19 protein-coding genes are annotated in these 17300 nt (G+C 60.4%); 10 read left to right on the forward strand and 9 right to left on the reverse strand.

The features are described 5' to 3' along the window. The 3 genes from AUK77_RS08785 (at nt 1) to AUK77_RS08795 (ending at nt 5507) form a co-directional block, all read left to right on the forward strand. Nucleotides 1–984 (forward strand): alpha/beta fold hydrolase, encoded by a 984-nt coding sequence (locus AUK77_RS08785; protein WP_296128576.1) that lies wholly within the window; start codon nt 1–3, stop codon nt 982–984. Nucleotides 985–1054: 70 nt separating this feature from the next. Next, the gene (locus AUK77_RS08790; protein WP_296128393.1) at nt 1055–1828 is read left to right on the forward strand and encodes a hypothetical protein; all 774 of its coding nucleotides are present in this window, start codon (nt 1055–1057) and stop codon (nt 1826–1828) included. Nucleotides 1829–2030: 202 nt separating this feature from the next. Then, entirely contained in the window at nt 2031–5507 is a 3477-nt protein-coding gene (locus AUK77_RS08795; RefSeq protein ID WP_296128395.1) for a PAS domain-containing hybrid sensor histidine kinase/response regulator, read from the forward strand. Here the strand turns inward: AUK77_RS08795 and prmB are convergent, their stop codons facing one another. Next, nucleotides 5508–6440 carry a 50S ribosomal protein L3 N(5)-glutamine methyltransferase gene (gene prmB, locus AUK77_RS08800; RefSeq protein ID WP_296128396.1) on the reverse strand — a complete coding sequence of 311 codons (933 nt, stop codon included), beginning with the start codon at nt 6438–6440 and terminating at the stop codon, nt 5508–5510. Between the two features lie 77 nt (nt 6441–6517). Then, nucleotides 6518–6646 (reverse strand): hypothetical protein, encoded by a 129-nt coding sequence (locus AUK77_RS08805; RefSeq protein WP_296128399.1) that lies wholly within the window; start codon nt 6644–6646, stop codon nt 6518–6520. Nucleotides 6647–6802: 156 nt separating this feature from the next. Here AUK77_RS08805 and AUK77_RS08810 point away from each other — a divergent pair, with 156 nt between their 5' ends. From AUK77_RS08810 to AUK77_RS08830, 5 genes are all read left to right on the forward strand, one after another. Beyond that, nucleotides 6803–7399: a cysteine hydrolase family protein gene (locus AUK77_RS08810; RefSeq protein ID WP_296128402.1), complete on the forward strand. Its 597-nt coding sequence runs from the start codon at nt 6803–6805 to the stop codon at nt 7397–7399. Between the two features lie 110 nt (nt 7400–7509). Next, on the forward strand, nt 7510–7830 hold the full coding sequence (locus AUK77_RS08815; RefSeq protein ID WP_296128405.1) for a hypothetical protein: 321 nt from the start codon (nt 7510–7512) through the stop codon (nt 7828–7830). 57 nt (nt 7831–7887) lie between these two features. Beyond that, nucleotides 7888–8445, forward strand: a complete 558-nt coding sequence (locus AUK77_RS08820; protein ID WP_296128408.1) for a Smr/MutS family protein — start codon at nt 7888–7890, stop codon at nt 8443–8445. Nucleotides 8446–8531: 86 nt separating this feature from the next. Continuing rightward, entirely contained in the window at nt 8532–9080 is a 549-nt protein-coding gene (gene folE / locus AUK77_RS08825; RefSeq protein WP_296128411.1) for a GTP cyclohydrolase I FolE, read from the forward strand. A 392-nt stretch (nt 9081–9472) separates the two neighbouring features. Continuing rightward, nucleotides 9473–11068 carry a malate:quinone oxidoreductase gene (locus AUK77_RS08830; protein ID WP_296128413.1) on the forward strand — a complete coding sequence of 532 codons (1596 nt, stop codon included), beginning with the start codon at nt 9473–9475 and terminating at the stop codon, nt 11066–11068. 135 nt (nt 11069–11203) lie between these two features. On the opposite strand, the gene AUK77_RS08835 is transcribed toward AUK77_RS08830, so the two are convergent. Next, a complete protein-coding gene (locus AUK77_RS08835; protein WP_296128417.1) occupies nt 11204–11440 on the reverse strand; it encodes a DUF3820 family protein in 237 nt (78 codons plus the stop codon). Nucleotides 11441–11574: 134 nt separating this feature from the next. Here AUK77_RS08835 and AUK77_RS08840 point away from each other — a divergent pair, with 134 nt between their 5' ends. Further along, entirely contained in the window at nt 11575–11943 is a 369-nt protein-coding gene (locus AUK77_RS08840; RefSeq protein ID WP_296128419.1) for a glutaredoxin domain-containing protein, read from the forward strand. 114 nt (nt 11944–12057) lie between these two features. On the opposite strand, the gene AUK77_RS08845 is transcribed toward AUK77_RS08840, so the two are convergent. The 6 genes from AUK77_RS08845 to AUK77_RS08870 all read right to left on the reverse strand — a co-directional run bounded on the left by AUK77_RS08845 (nt 12058) and on the right by AUK77_RS08870 (nt 16684). After that, nucleotides 12058–12387, reverse strand: coding sequence for a copper-binding protein (locus tag AUK77_RS08845; RefSeq protein ID WP_296128421.1), 330 nt, complete (start codon nt 12385–12387; stop codon nt 12058–12060). Nucleotides 12388–12508: 121 nt separating this feature from the next. Continuing rightward, a complete protein-coding gene (locus tag AUK77_RS08850) occupies nt 12509–13009 on the reverse strand; it encodes a cupredoxin family protein (RefSeq protein WP_296128425.1) in 501 nt (166 codons plus the stop codon). A gap of 19 nt (nt 13010–13028) precedes the next feature. Beyond that, nucleotides 13029–14441 carry a copper oxidase gene (locus AUK77_RS08855; RefSeq protein WP_296128429.1) on the reverse strand — a complete coding sequence of 471 codons (1413 nt, stop codon included), beginning with the start codon at nt 14439–14441 and terminating at the stop codon, nt 13029–13031. 16 nt (nt 14442–14457) lie between these two features. After that, nucleotides 14458–15876: a TolC family protein gene (locus AUK77_RS08860; protein ID WP_296128433.1), complete on the reverse strand. Its 1419-nt coding sequence runs from the start codon at nt 15874–15876 to the stop codon at nt 14458–14460. After that, entirely contained in the window at nt 15863–16183 is a 321-nt protein-coding gene (locus AUK77_RS08865) for a hypothetical protein (RefSeq protein WP_296128436.1), read from the reverse strand. The genes AUK77_RS08860 and AUK77_RS08865 overlap by 14 nt, the downstream gene beginning before the upstream one ends. Nucleotides 16184–16285: 102 nt before the next feature. Beyond that, on the reverse strand, nt 16286–16684 hold the full coding sequence (locus AUK77_RS08870) for a hypothetical protein (protein WP_296128439.1): 399 nt from the start codon (nt 16682–16684) through the stop codon (nt 16286–16288). A 109-nt stretch (nt 16685–16793) separates the two neighbouring features. Between AUK77_RS08870 and AUK77_RS08875 the strand changes: the two genes are divergently transcribed. Further along, on the forward strand, nt 16794–17195 hold the full coding sequence (locus tag AUK77_RS08875) for a hypothetical protein (RefSeq protein ID WP_296128442.1): 402 nt from the start codon (nt 16794–16796) through the stop codon (nt 17193–17195). The last annotated feature ends 105 nt before the right edge of the window (nt 17196–17300 follow it).

The following is a 17300-nucleotide window of genomic DNA, read 5'->3' on the forward strand; positions in this document are numbered from 1 at the left end:
ATGCTGCCCGCCTTACTCCTCACCCTTTGCCTATTCAGCCCCGCGCTCCAGGCCGCCAGCACCAGCGCGGCGCACAGCAGCCTGCAACAACCGCTGCAGTTGCACACGACCAGCGGCACGCTGCATGGCACCTTGCTAAAACCCAGCGGCGCGGCACCGCTCACCGTCGCATTGCTGATCGCCGGTTCCGGCCCCACCGACCGCGACGGCAACAACCCTGATGGCGGCCGCAACGACAGCCTCAAACGCCTGGCCCAGAGCTTGGCCAAACATGGCATCGCCAGCCTGCGCTACGACAAACGCGGCGTGGCCGCCAGCCGCAGCGCCACACCCGATGAACGCGACTTAACGGTCGAGGCGTATGTCAGCGACGCGGTGGCTTGGGCACAGTTGCTCAAGGCCGATCCCGCGTTTAACCGGCTGGTACTAATTGGCCACAGCGAAGGCGCGCTGATCGCAAGCCTCTCAGCCGAGGCGGCGCAAGCCGATGCCCTGATTTCGCTGGCCGGCAGTGCACGACCGGTTGACCAACTGCTGCGCGAGCAACTCGCCGCCCGCCTGCCAGCTGAGCTGCTTGCCCCCAGCCATTATCTGCTCGACCGTTTACTGGCCGGGCAGTTGACGCCGCAGTTGCCTAACGCCTTACAGGTATTGTTTCGCCCCAGCGTGCAGCCGTATCTAATCTCCCTGCTGCGCCAAGACCCTGCCCAAGCCTTTGCCCGCCTAAAGCTACCCGCGCTAATAGTGCAAGGCAGCCATGACATACAAGTCAGCGTCGCCGACGCCCTGGCCCTGCATGCCGCCAAAACCGATGCCGAATTGCTGATCATTCCCGGCATGAACCACGTCCTGCGTATCAGCTCACGGGATTTGCCGGCGCAACTGGCCAGCTACAACAATCCTAAGCTACCGTTGGCCCAAGGGTTGGGCGAACAAATCGCACAATTCATTCAGCGCAGCGTGGTTAAACCCGCCTCTAGTTAGCCGAGCAATGGCCGATAGCGCAGAAGTAACGCCACACCTTGAGTGGGTATTGCGCACAGGACCGCCGTTTATGACCGACAGCCTCACCACCGAACCTGCCGAGCCAGAGCAGGTCGACGCGCCGCATCCTTGGGCCGATTTAGCGGCGCAGCAGTTCAGCCTGTTACGCCTGGCACCCCTGCCCTTCGACCGTCATACCGGCGCCCGCCCATTGCGCTTTGTTCAATTGGGCCGCGTAGAACGCAACAGCCAGACGGAAAGCCTGTTACGACTGACGCTGCAATTGCCGGATCAGGCGCTGCGCAAAGAGCAAAACACCCTCGAAGTCTGGGTCGACCACAGCCAACGAATCGTGCGTTTCGGCCCAGATAGCGGTTTGCTAGTGGAGCCTGAAAATCGCGGGGTAGGACGTTTTCTGCTGGCCCAAGGCATCGCCTGGGCGCGTCAGTCATGGGCGCAATACGCTGTCGACAGCTACCCATTAACGACGTCATTTAACGAAGAAGCCCGCGACCGCCGCGATCGCTGCCTACAAGCACAAGGCTTTGTGGTGGAGTACCTCGACCCGCTAAGAATCAAGGCCCAATGCAACGCCGAGCAAGTCAGCGCCCTGCAGCCCGACTGGAACAGCGAAAAGGTTCAGATCGTCGAACTGCTGGACGCCGCCAGCATGCTTCAACAAGCCGATCAAAACCTGCGCGAGCAAGACATCGCCATCCGCAAACAGAACGAGCGCATCGCCCTGCTCAAAAGCGAAGACAACAACCTGCGCTTCACCATCGCCTGCCTAGTAGCCTTCAGCGTATTCCAGGCAGGACTACTGATCTGGATTGCCACGCGCTAACGCCCAAGCAGGGCGCTTCACTGCCCTGCGACCTTGGTCGCACCTGACGCCTGGCCACTTTGCTGCGAGACTACGAACACGCCAATGCAGTAGGCTCGTGGCGTTTTTCTGCGGGACTGGCCGGTTAAAAGCAGTTATTGAAATTGCGGGCAACGCTTGGGGTCATTGATCGGCGTTGTTCATGTTGTTTTTTGGAGTGTGCATGACCCTGTCCATCGGACTGATCGCCGTTGTGGTCCTGATCTACATGGCCCTCCTCTTCGCCATTGCGTTTTATGGCGACCGCCGCGCCACGCCTATGCCACCGAAGGTGCGCGCCTGGGTCTACAGCCTATCGCTGGCGGTGTATTGCACCAGTTGGACGTTCTTTGGTGCCGTCGGCCAGTCGGCTGAACAACTTTGGTCGTTTCTGCCGATTTACCTGGGGCCGATCATCATTTTGCTGTTCGCCCCCTGGGTGCTGCAGAAGATGGTGATGATCAGCAAGCAGGAGAACATCACCTCAATTGCCGACTTTATTGCCGCGCGCTATGGCAAGTCGCAAACCTTGGCGGTGATGGTGGCGCTGGTGTGCCTGGTGGGGGTGTTGCCGTATATCGCCTTGCAGCTCAAGGGCATTGTGCTGGGGGTCAACCTGCTCACGGGCAAAGGGGCCGGGGCCAGCGGCACCAGCGCACAGGACACCGCGTTAATCGTGTCGTTGGTGCTGGCGTTGTTCACCATTCTCTTCGGCACCCGCAACCTGGACGTGACCGAGCACCACCGCGGCATGGTGCTGGCCATTGCTTTCGAGTCGCTGATCAAGCTGCTGGCCTTTCTAGCGGTCGGCATTTTTGTCACCTATGGCCTCTACAACGGCTTTGCTGATGTTTACAGCCAGGCCAAAGCCAGCCCTGAACTGGACAGCTTTTTTGCCCAGCGCGTCAACTGGCCAGCGATGATGACCCAAACCGGGCTGGCCATGATCGCCATCATTTGTCTGCCCCGGCAGTTCCATGTAACGGTCGTGGAGAACATCGAACCCAAAGACCTCAACCTGGCGCGCTGGGTGTTCCCCGCCTACCTGATGCTGGCGGCCTTATTCGTGGTGCCGATTGCCCTCGCTGGACAGATGATGCTGCCGCCCGGCATCACGCCGGACTCGTTCGTCATCAGCCTGCCACTCGCCGAAGCTCACCCAGGCCTGGCCATGCTGGCGTTTATTGGCGGTGCATCGGCAGCCACCGGCATGGTCATCGTGGCCTCGGTGGCCCTCTCGACGATGATTTCCAACGACATGCTGCTGCCCTGGCTGCTGCGCCGGAAAAACACTGAACGCCCCTTTGAAGCTTTCCGTTACTGGATGCTCACCGCGCGGCGCGTGAGCATCGTGCTGATTCTGCTGCTGGCTTACGTGTGCTATCGCCTGATTGGCTCTAACACCAGCCTGGCGACCATCGGCCAGGTGTCCTTTGCTGCTATCGGCCAACTGGCACCAGCGATGTTTGGCGCACTGGTGTGGAAGCAAGCCAACCGTCAGGGCGTATTTGCTGGCATTTGCCTGGGTGCGCTGATCTGGCTGTACACCCTGATCCTGCCTCTGGTCGCCCGAAGTCTAGGCTGGCCACTGGAGTCATTACCCGGTTTGCAAACCTTGCTCTATGGGCAGATCGGCTTCGAGGTCGACCCGCTGACCCGTGGTGTGGTGATGTCACTGGCGGGTAACTTCCTGCTGTTTGCCTGGGTCTCGTATTTTTCCCGTACACGGGTCGCTGAGCATTGGCAGGCTGGCCGCTTTATCGGTCATGACCTGGGCACCAAACCGAGCAATCGCAGCATGCTGGCGGTGCAGGTCGGGGATTTGCTAACACTGGCCAGCCGCTTTGTCGGTGAAGACCGTGCACGCCAGAGCTTTATGCGTTTTGCCTTTCGCCAGGGCAAAAGCTTCAACCCCAACCAGGCCGCCAACAGCGACTGGATCGCCCACACCGAACGCCTGCTGGCCGGTGTGCTGGGCGCATCGTCTACCCGTGCGGTGGTCAAAGCGGCCATTGAAGGGCGCGACATGCAGGTCGAGGATGTGGTGCGCATCGTCGATGAGGCCAGCGAGGTGTTGCAGTTCAATCGCGCGCTGCTGCAGGGCGCGATTGAAAACATCACCCAAGGCATCAGCGTGGTTGACCAGTCGCTGCGCCTGGTGGCGTGGAACCATCGTTATATCGAGTTGTTCGACTACCCCGACGGCCAGGTTTATGTCGGTCGGCCTATCGCCGAGCTGATTCGTTTTAACGCCGAACGCGGCCTGCTCGGTTCAGGCGACATTGAAGTCCATATCAATAAGCGCCTGTACTGGATGCGCCAAGGCACGGCGCACACCTCCGAGCGGCTGTTTCCCAACGGCCGGGTGATCGAGTTGATCGGCAACCCGATGCCGGGCGGCGGTTTCGTTATGAGCTTTACCGACATCACCGAGTTCCGCGAAGCCGAACGGGCGCTCAAGGATGCCAATGAAGGCCTTGAGCAGCGCGTCAGCGAACGCACCCACGAGCTTTCGCAACTGAACCTGGCACTGAGCGAAGCCAAGAGCGTGGCGGAAGCCGCCAACCAGTCGAAAACCCGTTTTCTCGCTGCCGTCAGCCATGACCTGATGCAACCGCTGAATGCCGCGCGACTGTTCTCGGCCGCCCTCGCCCACCAAGATGAAACGCTGCCCGCCGACACCCGCGAACTGGTGCGTAACCTCGACAGTTCATTGCGCTCAGCCGAAGACCTGATCAGCGACCTGCTGGATATTTCGCGTTTGGAGAACGGGCGCATTACCCCAGACCGCCATGCATTCGTGCTTAACAATCTGTTCGACACCCTAGGCGCGGAGTTCAAGGTACTGGCCATTGAACATGCTGTGGACTTCCGCCTGCGCGGCAGCCGCCTGCGCGTAGACAGCGACATCAAACTGCTGCGCCGCGTGCTGCAAAACTTCCTCACCAACGCCCTGCGCTATGCCAAAGGCCGGGTGTTACTGGGCGTTCGTCGCCAAGGCCGCTATTTGCGCCTAGAAGTATGGGACCGCGGGCCGGGCATTCCCGAAGACAAACGAAAAGTGATTTTTGAGGAATTCAAACGCCTCGACAGCCACCAGACCCGTGCCGAAAAAGGCCTGGGGCTTGGCCTGGCGATTGCAGATGGCCTGTGCCGCGTGCTGGAGCACAAGCTGGAAGTGCGCTCATGGCCGGGTAAAGGCAGTGTGTTCAGCGTGACCGTGCCGTTGGCCAGCAAAGCCGAAGCGCCAGCCAGCATCACCCCACAGGAATTCAGCGGCCAGGCATTGGCCGGAACGCAGGTGCTGTGCATCGATAACGAAGACAGCATCCTCGCCGGTATGCACAGTTTGCTGTCGCGCTGGGGCTGTCAGGTGTGGACGGCACGCAATCGACTGGAATGCGAACACCTGCTCAGCGAAGACGTGCAGCCGCAACTGGCGCTGGTGGACTACCACCTCGACGACGGCGAAACCGGCACCGAACTGATGGCCTGGCTGCGTACGCGTCTGGGGCAACCGCTGCCCGGCGTGGTGATCAGTGCCGACGGCCGCCCCGAGTTGATTGCTCAGGTGCATGCCGCCGGTCTCGACTACCTGAGCAAACCGGTCAAGCCCGCCGCGTTACGCGCGCTGATCAGCCGCCATTTAACCCTGCGCTGATCAGCCCAGCAGGCGCTCGCGGAACAACGCCTGATGCTCGCGGCATTGCTTGGCCGCGAGCAGGAACACGCCGTGCCCTCCGCGCTCAAACTCCAGCCAGGTGAAATCGACTTCCGGGTACAGGGCTTCGACGTGCACCTGGCTGTTGCCGACTTCGACAATCAACACGCCCTTCTCTGTCAGATGATCGGCCGCCTCGGCGAGCATGCGCCGCACCAGATCCAGGCCATCGTCGCCACAGGCCAGGCCCAACTCCGGCTCGTGCTGATACTCAGCTGGCATATCGGCGAAGTCTTCAGCATCAACATAAGGCGGGTTGGACACGATCAGATCAAAACGCTGGCCCGGCAAACCGGCAAAACCATCGCCCTGCACGGTGTACACACGCTCATCCAGGCCGTGCCGCTCGATGTTCTGGTTGGCCACTTCCAGCGCCTCAAACGACAGGTCACCGAGCACCACTTCAGCCTCTAAAAACTCATAGGCGCAGGCGATGCCAATGCAGCCCGAGCCGCTGCACAAATCCAGAATCCGCGCAGGCTCCATGGGCAGCCAGGGGGCAAAACGCTGTTCGATCAGCTCGGCAATCGGCGAACGGGGAATCAGCACGCGCTCATCGACGATAAATGGCAAGCCGCAAAACCATGCCTCACCGAGCAAATAAGCCGTCGGCACGCGCTCATCGATACGCCGTTTGAGCAGGTCATGCAGGTGCGCATGCTCGGCATCATCCAGGCGGCAGTCGAGGTAGCTATCGGCAATTTCATGGGGCAGATGCAACGCCCCCAGCACCAATTGACGGGCTTCATCCCAGGCATTGTCGGTGCCGTGGCCGAAGAACAACTCTTCGCCATTGAAGCGGCTGACCGCCCAGCGAATATAGTCACGCACCGTGCGCAGGCGGGTTGGGAATGCAGGTGTAGCGTCTGTCACGGCAGTTCTCCACAGGAAAAAGTCCCGCATTCTAGCCGATTCAGCCACACACAGAACCGCTGCACTGTGCCGCTGAACTAGGACGGATTGGAGTTCGATGAGGACGATTTATCGCGCGGGCCATAGAGTTCGCGCAGCACGGCGATGGACACCGCGACAGCGAATAACAACCAGAAGTGTTCGGAAAACAGCGTGGTCAGGCTCATGGCGCAACTCCTTTTGCGATGCCGTGCCAATCCTCGGCGGGGCTTTGATAATGATCAAAGCACAGGCACGACTGCAATAGGCTTCTCGCAACGGTTCACAGACCGGCAGCAGAGGCGGACAATAGCCCATTGCCCAGCCAGCCCGGAGACCCTGCCATGACCCTGCCCAGCACGCTGTTCAACCTCACCGGGCGCGGTCATGCACCGGCCAGCCTGCGTAACGCCACCCTGTTGATCATCGACGCGCAAGAGGAATACCGCAGCGGTATTTTGCAGTTGCCCGGCTTAACGGCGGCGTTGGCGCAAATCAGTGAACTGCTGGCCAAGGCCCGTGAGCTGGGCACACCGATCGTGCACATCAAACATCTGGGCATTGCCGATGGCTTGCTCGATCCGCGCGGGCCACGCGGCTTTCACTTGCCTGAAGTGGCCCCCATGCCGGGCGAATCCGTGGTGGAAAAACGCCTGCCCAACGCCTTTAGCGGCACCGAGTTGCATGAGCGGTTACAGGCATTGGGGCATCTGGATCTGATTGTTTGCGGCTTTATGACCCACTCCAGCGTCAGCAGCACTGTGCGCGCCTGCAAAGACTACGGTTACCGCTGCACCGTCGTCGAAGCGGCCTGCGCCACGCGTGATTTGCCAACCCTTGATGGCCAAGTGATCAGCGCCAACGATGTCCACCGCGCCGAAATCATCGCCCTGGCCGACAACTTTGCCGCCGTGGTGCGCAGCGCCAGCGAGCTGCGCTGAATCGGCGCTGGAGCACATTCAGCCGCTGACCCGTGCGTCAATGTTGAACCCAAGCGGCCCTGGCCGGTCATAGGCCGACAGCCACTCTAAATCGGCAAAAGGAAACCGGCATGAAACGCTCCGATGGGTTTGACGCGCGCCGCCTGCGCTCTCGCGGTGTTTGCAGTTGGAGCACCCGCATGGCGCTCACCTGCGCCGCTCTGCTTGTGTTGTGCGGTGCGGCCCTAAGTGCGGCCGGTGTGGCGGCACTGCTCGGCACACATGCCATGCTCGGGCCGCTGAACGACTCGCCAGTGGCCGCCGGTTTGTTTGCCATTATCGGCCTAGCGCTGTTGAGCGTTGGCGTGATGGTTTGGCGCAGCTACCGCCGCCGATCGCGCCCCGGCAATGACCTTAATCTGGCGCCTCACTTGTTGAAAAAACGCCATTAGCCTTTGATGCCGCCGCTCCGCTGAAGCCTTACACTAGCCGCCTTCGTGGAGGTTCAGATGCAAGACGACGATTTTTCACTGTTCAAGGCCGAATTGCGCGGCGTTAAACCGATCAAGCATGACCGCGCCGACACCGGCAAACCAAAACCTAACCGTGCCCAGCTGGCCACCTTGCGCCAAGCGGCCACAGCACGCGTGGATTCAATCAAGGTCGACGGCCTGTCCGACCAGTTCGTCATCGACGTCGGCGCAGAAGACCCGCTGTACTGGGCTGCCAATGGCGTGCAGGACGGCCAGATGCGCAAGCTCAAGCTGGGTCAGATCAGCTTTGAAGGCAGCCTCGATCTGCATGGCATGAGTGTGGAAAAAGCCCGCGACACCCTCTGGGAGTTCATCGCTGAGGCCAACAAACTGGAAGTGCGCTGCGTGCGCATCACCCATGGCAAGGCAGTGCGCATGGACGGCCGCAAACCGATGATCAAAAGCCATGTCAACACCTGGCTGCGTCAGCATCCGCAAGTGCTGGGCTTTACCTCCTGCCTGGCCAAACACGGCGGCACGGGCGCGGTGTATGTGATGCTCAAACGCACCATGATGGATGGCCGCGACGAGTAAACCCGCCAGGCTAGCTGCCAGCAGACTTGCCAGCCCAGCCCCTGCGCCCTACCCTGCGCGCTTTGTAAAGACCAACGAGAATGTCCATGTCTCTGGAACACAACTACACGGCGATCCTTGGCCAACTCGGCGAAGACGTCTCCCGCGAAGGCCTGCTCGACACCCCCAAGCGCGCCGCCAAAGCCATGCAGTACCTGTGCAAGGGCTACCAACAAACGCTGGAAGAAGTCACCAACGGCGCGCTGTTCAGCTCCGATAACAGCGAAATGGTGCTGGTGAAGAACATCGAGTTGTATTCGCTGTGCGAGCACCACTTGCTGCCCTTTATCGGCAAGGCCCACGTGGCCTATATCCCTAACGGCAAGGTGCTCGGCCTGTCGAAGGTTGCACGCATTGTCGACATGTATGCGCGTCGCCTGCAGATTCAGGAAAACCTCAGCCGGCAGATTGCCGAAGCTGTCCAGCAGGTCACCGGTGCTCTCGGCGTGGCCGTAGTGATTGAAGCGCAGCACATGTGCATGATGATGCGCGGTGTGGAGAAGCAAAACTCCTCCATGATCACCTCGGTGATGCTCGGCGAGTTCCGTGAAAACGCCGCCACGCGCAGCGAGTTCCTCAGTTTGGTCAACAACTGATCAGCAACTGATCAACTGCGCAGCAAAGAAAACCGGCCCCGTGCCGGTTTTTTTCGGCCCGCCGATTGGTCTCTCAGACGGCGAAATCCCGCCAAACGCCTGATCAAACCCGCCCAATATGGCGAGATCACGCCATTGCAATCCATATCTACAAGCCGGATAGACGCATAAAGGCCCATGAGCTGTGGCCTGACGCTGACGGGCATGCATCTTGCGATATCACCGGTAGACAACCGCTGCGACCACCCGTTGTGCGGTTGCCGCGTGCACACAATGCCTTCAAGCCTGCCACATGCCTGTCGCTCGTCGATGGGCTGGCGGGCTATTGCCGCACCGCTACAGGTGCTGGCCGAAGGGCGTCATTCCGAGTTAACGATGAGATGGTTGGTTTAATGAAAAAACTCCTGTTGGCCGCGCTGTGCCTGAGCGTGATGGGTTGCGCCAAACAACCCGAGCCGGAAAAAACCGTGGATGTATTGCTGATCGGCGGCGGCATCATGAGCGCCACCCTGGGCACCTACCTCAACGAACTGGAGCCTGGCTGGAGCATCGATATTTACGAGCGCCTGGACCAAGTCGCCGATGAAAGCTCCAATGCCTGGAACAACGCGGGCACCGGCCACGCGGCGTTCTGCGAACTGAACTACACACCGCAACTGGCCGATGGCAGCATCGACATCAGCAAAGCCGTAGCGATCAACGAAGCCTTCGAGATTTCCAAGCAGTTTTGGGCCTACCAGGTTGACCGCCATGTGCTGATCAACCCGCCAAGCTTTATCAATAACGTGCCGCACATGAGCTTTGTCTGGGGCGACGACAACGTCGACTTCCTCAAGAAGCGTCACGCGGCGCTGCAAACCAGCCCCCTGTTCCGTGGCATGGAATACTCCGAAGACCCGCAGCAGATCGAGCAATGGGTGCCGCTGGTGATGCAAGGCCGCGTGCCGGGCGAAACGCTTGCCGCCACCCGAGTATCAATCGGCACTGACGTGAACTTCGGCGAAATCACCCGTCAACTGTTCGGCTCGCTCAACGAGCAGGCCAACGTCAGCCTCAACCTGCAACATGAAGTGCGCGGCATCACGCGCAATGCTGACAACACCTGGAACGTGCAAGTGGCCGACCTGGCCAATGGCGGCACAGAAAAAAGCATCAACGCCAAGTTCGTGTTTATCGGTGCTGGCGGCGCGGCGCTGAAGCTGCTGCAAATGTCCGACATCCCCGAGGCTGAAGGCTATGCCGGCTTCCCGGTGGGCGGCTCGTTCCTCGCCACCAGCAACCCAGAAATCGTCGCCCAGCACCAGGCCAAGGTCTACGGCAAAGCCTCGGTTGGCTCGCCACCGATGTCCGTGCCACATCTGGACACCCGCGTGATCGACGGACGCAAAGTGCTGCTGTTCGGCCCCTTCGCCACCTTCTCGACCAAGTTCCTGAAAAACGGCTCGTTGCTCGACACCTTCAGCGCCCTGACCACCGACAACATCCTGCCGATGACCCACGCGGGCATCGACAACTTCTCGCTCAGCACCTACCTGATGGGCCAGTTGATGCTCAGCCAGGAAGACCGCATGGTGTCGCTGCGCGAGTACTTCCCCAACGCGCAGTCGAAAGATTGGGAGCTGATCCAGGCCGGCCAGCGCGTGCAGATCATCAAAAAAGACGCCGAACACGGCGGCATTCTGCAATTTGGCACCGAAGTCGTCAGCGCCGCCGATGGCAGCATCGCCGCGCTGCTGGGTGCTTCACCCGGTGCATCCACCGCCGCGCCGATCATGCTCTCGGTGCTGGAGAAAACCTTTAAGGACGAGATGCAGAGCCCGGAGTGGCAAACCAAGCTGAAAGAAATCATCCCGTCTTACGGCCAAAAGCTGAACGACGACCTGGCGCTGACCAACCAAACCCGCGCCTGGAGTAGCGAACGCCTGCAACTGGAGTTCGTTGAAGTGCCACCGCTGACCCTCACCCCAGAGGTCAGCCTGGCGCAGTAAACCACTGCGCCAGTCAGGCAATGCAAATTGCCATGGCACCTTTTATCGTCACCCCGAGGTGACACACCCTGCGATCATTACGGGCGCGCAATAAAAAACCGGCCACAAGCCGGTTTTTTATTGCCAGGTGAAAGCCTACTGGCCCTTGAACGGCAACCGCGGCTTGGTCCGTAGCGGATCGAGCAATCCGGATAGGCCGTTGTGATCAATCTCCTGCATCAGCGCCAGCAGCCGACCTATTTCGCCTTGCGGGAAGCCTTCGCGGGCAAACCAGTTGAGGTAATTACCCGGCAGATCAGCGAGCAAGCGGCCTTTGTGTTTGCCGAAAGGCATTTCACGGGTTACCAGCAACAGCAGGTCTTCAGGTTTCATCGCAGGCTCGGCAGGGTTCGGCAATCAAGCGCGGATTATGCCGTTGGGCGCAGAGCCAGACCAGCGCCGACGCCAAGCAAGGAAAACTCGGGTAAGCTGCGCGCCCCAGTTTCTCGACCCAAGGTTTGCCCCGCATGATTATCAAGGCACTGCGCATCGGCCTCGGCCAGTTGATTATCTTCCTCGACTGGATCAGCCGTCCGGCCAAGCGCAAACGCACCCCAGAAGCTCAGGCTGCGGTCGAGCAAAGCGCTCGCAACCTCGCGCTGTACCAGTTCCACGCCTGCCCGTTCTGCGTAAAAACCCGCCGCACCCTGCACAAACTGAATGTGCCCGTAGCGCTGCGCGACGCGAAAAACGACGCCCAAGCGCGCAATGATCTGGAGCAATTTGGCGGCAAGATCAAAGTGCCGTGCCTGCGCATTGAAGAAAATGGCCAGAGCACCTGGCTGTACGAATCCAAGGCGATCATCGCCTATCTCGACGAGCGCTTCGCGGCTTGAATAGCCGAGGCGACGATTAACGCCCCTCCCTGACGGTTTAACTCAGTCGCTCAGCCCCTCATCCCGCTCGGGATGGGGGCAAAGCTAACCAGCACGGGTCTGCTAAAGCCGCGCCTATTCGGCCTTTTGCAACTCGCTCACCCCGTACTGGCTTCCCTGCTTGTCCGCGACAAACTGCACCTTATCGCCCACGTTGAGCCCGTCCAGTTGCTCCGGTTTGCGCACCTGAAAGACCATGGTCATCGGCGGCATGCCGATATTGGCAATGGGCCCGTGACGCAGGGTGATTTTTTGGTTGGCGGCATCGATCTTGCGCACCTCGCCCTGACTCATGCTCGTGCTGGCCTGCACAGCCTCGTGGCCCTTATGGCCGCTGTGTTCATCGCTGGCCTGTACGCTAAATGCCAAGCTGCCCAGCAGGCAGGCAATCAGTAGTTGCTTCATGGTCTTGCTCCTCCAGTCAGGCGACCCAGTGGCCGCCCTGATCATTTATCGGCCCGCGCCAAAATTGCGCTGCCGCTATTACCCAGGCCAGCACGGGCTGACCGGGGCTCTCACACTTGTGTCAGTTCGTCACGACCCGCACCTTGCCGACCATTCCCGCCTGGTAGTGACCGGCGATCAGGCAGGCGAAATCGAAGTCGCCCGCACGGTTGAAGGTCCAGATAACCTCGCTGGTCTGGCCTGGGGCGACATGGGCCATATACGGCTCGTCATGTTCCATACCGGGGAACTTGGCCATCAGCGCCGCGTGTTTATCCAGATCGTCCTGGGTGCCGATGACGAATTCGTGCATCACCTGACCGTTATTACGGTGGACCAAGCGAATGGTCTCACCCTGCTTGATCTCCAGTTGGTCGGGGCTAAAGCGCATCTGGTCGCTCATGCCTATTTCGAGGGTGCGGCTGACTTGTTCAGGGTCACCGGCAATACCCCAGGGTTTCTGCTCTTTGACCACGGCAGCGCTGTGCTGCACACCCTGTTGTTCGCTATGGGCCAGCACGGAGCCGCTGGCCAATAAAGCAATCAAAGCCAGTGCCAAGGGCAAACGATTTATCTGATTCATTGATTCATCTCCTCAATCATCAATGACCGGCATGGCCGCTAGGTTTACGCACTTGCACTTCGACCGTTTCAGCAGGCGGCTGTTTAAGCGGCATCGATTGCCCGCCGGCCTCACTTGAGCGCGTCGGTTGAGCCAAGTCCCCTTGCCACTCATAAGCCACCGTGCCGGCCGGATGTTTGAACCAGCCAGGGTCGCGGTAATCGCCGGGGGCTTGATCTTTACGCACCTTGAGCACGGTAAACATGCCGCCCATTTCCACCGAGCCGAAGGGACCGTCGCCGGTCATCATCGGTGCAGTGTTGGCGGGCAGTGGCATCTGCATTTCCGCCATGTCGGCCATGCCGCGCTCGCCCATGACCATGTAATCGGGAATCAGTTGGGTGATCTTGCGAGTCATGTCGCGGTGATCAACGCCAATCAGCGTCGGTACGTCATGACCCATGGCGTTCATGGTGTGGTGGCTTTTATGGCAATGCATGGCCCAGTCGCCCTCCTCGTCGGCGAGAAACTCCAACTGGCGCATCTGCCCCACGGCCACATCCGCCGTGACTTCGGGCCAGCGCGAACCCATCGGCGTTGGCCCGCCGTCGGTGCCGGTCACCTCAAACTCGTGACCATGCAGATGGATCGGGTGGTTGGTCATGGTCAGGTTGCCCACGCGCAGGCGCACGCGGTCATCTTTGCGCACCACCAAGGGGTCGATGCCGGGGAAGATGCGGCTGTTGAAGGTCCACAGGTTGAAGTCAAGCATGGTCATGATCTGCGGCGTGAGTGCGCCCGGTTTGATGTCGTAGGCGCTGAGCAGGAAGCAGAAGTCGCGGTCCACTTCGCTGATCAGCGGGTGATGGGCTTTGGGATGGGTGACCCAAAAGCCCATCATGCCCATGGCCATTTGCGTCATCTCGTCGGCATGCGGGTGGTACATAAAGGTGCCGGGCCGCCGGGCAACGAACTCGTACACAAAGGTTTTGCCCACGGGAATGGCAGGCTGGGTTAATCCGGCCACGCCGTCCATGCCGTTGGGTAAACGCTGGCCATGCCAATGGATGCTGGTGTGTTCCGGCAGTTTATTGGTGACGAAGATGCGCACCCGGTCGCCCTCCACCACTTCAATGGTCGGCCCAGGTGACTGACCGTTATAGCCCCACAGATGGGCCTTGTAGCCCGGCGCCAGTTCGCGCACCACGGGCTCGGCGACCAGATGAAACTCCTTGACGCCGTTGTTCATGCGCCAAGGCAAAGTCCAGCCGTTGAGGGTGACCACCGGGTTATAGGGCCGACCGTTTTGCGGTTGCAGCGGCGGTTGCGTATCGGCGCTGCTCTGCGAAACGGCTTCTGGTACACCGGCCAGCGATACACGGCTGACCGCCGAGGTGGCGACAGCCGCAGTAATCGCACTGGCACCGAGGAAGAAATCACGTCGTGACACCATGGGGAAGAATCCTTAATCAATGCCCGGCGGGCGCTGCGATGGCGGCCGTGGCCGGGGTGCTTGATGCGAGACTGGGCGCGCCCAGCATGGCCATATCCAGATCGGCCTTGGCGATCCAGAAATCGCGTTGCGCCTGTAAATAGCCCTCAACGGCAAGTATCTGTTGGCGCGCATCAGCCAGCAGTTCAAAGGTGCTGATAAACATGCCGTTGTACTGCAGCAGGTTTTCCTCGGCGATGCGCGCACGCAGCGGCAGCACTTCGTCGCGGTAATGGCGGGCGATGTCGTGGCTGCTGTGATAACCCAGATACGCCTCGCGCACTTCAGAACGCGCATTGATCGCCGTGGCTGCCGCGCGGTTAAGCATCTGCCGGTATTGCGCCTCGGCCTTGGCCACCTTGGCTCCGCTCCAGTCAAACAATGGCAACTCCACGCTGATCTCATAGCCGCGTTGGGTTGGCGCTTCGTTGGAGCGGTTATTCGCCACGCCCAACTCCAGCACATTGATAAAACGCGTGGTTTTGCTCAGCCCCAAGTTGCTGGCCAACCGCTCGGCCTCCAGGCGCACGGCCTGAATATCCAGACGCTGGGCCATGGCCAAGCGCTCAACATCAGGCTGCGCGGCGGCGGTCGCTGGCAATTCAGGCAAACGTTCGGGCAAGCTGAAATCGATCTGCTCACCCCACAGCCCAAGCAGACGCGTCAGTTGCTCACGACTCTGCACGCGGGCTTGTTGCGCGCGGATCAAATTCAGCCCGGCGTCGGCATAAAAGCTTTGTTCCGCTGCCTGTTGCAAGGCGCTGTAGTTGCCCACCGCTGCCAGTCGCCGGGCGAGTTGCGCCGCCGCTTCGGCCGCCGCCATCACCTGCTGGCGATACGTCAGGCTTTGTTCGGCAGCCACCGCACCGTACCAAGCCTTGCGTGTTTGCACGGCCAGCTCAAAAACCGCCAAGCGCGTCTGCTGCTGCATCTGCGCAAAGCGTGCGTTCTCCATCTTTACCGTCAGCGGCATGGCGATCAGGCGCGCCAGATTGAGATGCACACCACGCTCGTACTCCACCTCCGCGCCTTTCTCCATGCGCCCGAAAGAAAACCCCGGATTGGGCAAACGCCCAGCTTGCACACGCTCGGCCTCGCTGATGCCGAGGTCCTCAAAGCGTGCCTGCAAGTCGCGGTTATTCAGCAGCGCAATCTGTACAGCGGCCTCAACATCGAGCGGTTGCGCCAGTAACTCGGCGACCCGTTCAGTCACCTGGCTGCGCTGCTCAGGGGTTTTCACCCAGCTCAGCTGTTTATCGAGTTGCTGCCCTGCCTGCTCGACCGGGGTGAAACCGCCATCGGCTGAAAACCGCGCGCAACCTGTGAGCAACACAAAAGCAAAGAGCGTGACTGCGCGCAGCAGGGACGACCTGCTCTGGGCATTAATGAAGGTCATGCGCGTGCTCCATCGGTTGGGCAGCAGGCTGCTTTTCGGTATCAAGCGATTCAGCAGGCTGCGCCGCCCAAGGCTCCTGGGCATAAGTGCGCCAGCCGCCGATACGGCCGACCAAGTCATTGGCTTCACGCCAGTTTTGCAATGGCGGTTCGCTGTAAGGCTGATAGCCGCTAAGCGGCGATTGATACTCCAGGGCGGGTGTAGGCGCTTGGGCATTCAGGGGGTCAGGCTGCGCAGCCCAGCTGCTGGCAGACATACCCAGCAGACAGGGCAACGCCCACCTGCAGATATCGGCAATGTATTTCATTGAAAAAACCTCGCATGCAACAGCGCTACGGCGTAATGCCGCCAGCACGCTGCTTATGGCGCAACAAACGCGGTGCATAGCCATGCACCACGCACGTTTTGGCTAGGCGAGGATCAGGCGCGGAGGTCTTTCGGGGGTTTCGGCAATAAAGCCGACAAACGCATCGCGGGGCGCCACGGTGGGCTCGACGGCTTGCAAGGAGGAATAACGGCTGACCCGTGTATTCAAAGCTGCGGCGCTCACACAAAACGCGCACAAGCTACACAGGCTGTTGTCGGCGACAGAAACGGGGCTACTGGGGTTATCGCTGGCGTGATGAGCGCCGTGATCGCCTGCCTGCACAGGCTCGGTCATCATCGACATACCGGCATGATGAGCCGCAGCCATCGCACCGTTTGGCGGGGTCGACGTACACAACTGCATGCCAAGCGCCGCCATACTCTGCGCCATAAAGGCGAGCATCAGCAGACAGGTCAGGGCAGTACGCAGGGTTTTGTGCATGGTGCTGGTTTGTCTTCAGCGCGGGTGTTTCGCGGATTATCCACCCAATCGACCAATTGTCCATGCTGCTGTGGGCAAAAACGCGTTGAGCTGGCTATGATCGAACCCCATGACCAGCCCACCCCTGTTGCGCCAACCCTGCCCTCCTGGTGCCTGCGATTGCGGGCGTGAACAGTTGCTGGAACAAGCCGGTAGCGATGCGCGCATCCTGCTGCTGACGCGCAACGAGGAAAAACGCCTGCTCGAGCGCCTGGAAAATCTGCAAAGCCTGAGTGATCTGGAAAAACTCCAGCAACGCATCCATGCACAACTTGGTATTCGCGTTCATGTTGCGCCCGGCCATAACGAAGTGCGCAGCATGCGTGGCATCAAGATCGAGATCGATGAGCACCCAGGCCTGTGCCGCAAAACCCGCCAGGCCATCCCCAGCGCCATCCGCCGTGGCCTGGAGAACAACCCGCAGATCGCCTACGACCTGCTCAACGCCAACGACTTGTTCCGCGACCTCTGACCGCCAATCGGCAACCCCGCGCCGCACGCGCACAGACCATGCAGCCAAACACTGCGCCTGCCCTTGTCCTGATTTTCGCCAAGCCGCTTGCGACACGCTCACGGC

Origin of the sequence: Pseudomonas sp. Ga0074129, from assembly GCA_001465025.1 — a bacterium.
GTDB lineage: Bacteria > Pseudomonadota > Gammaproteobacteria > Pseudomonadales > Pseudomonadaceae > Aquipseudomonas.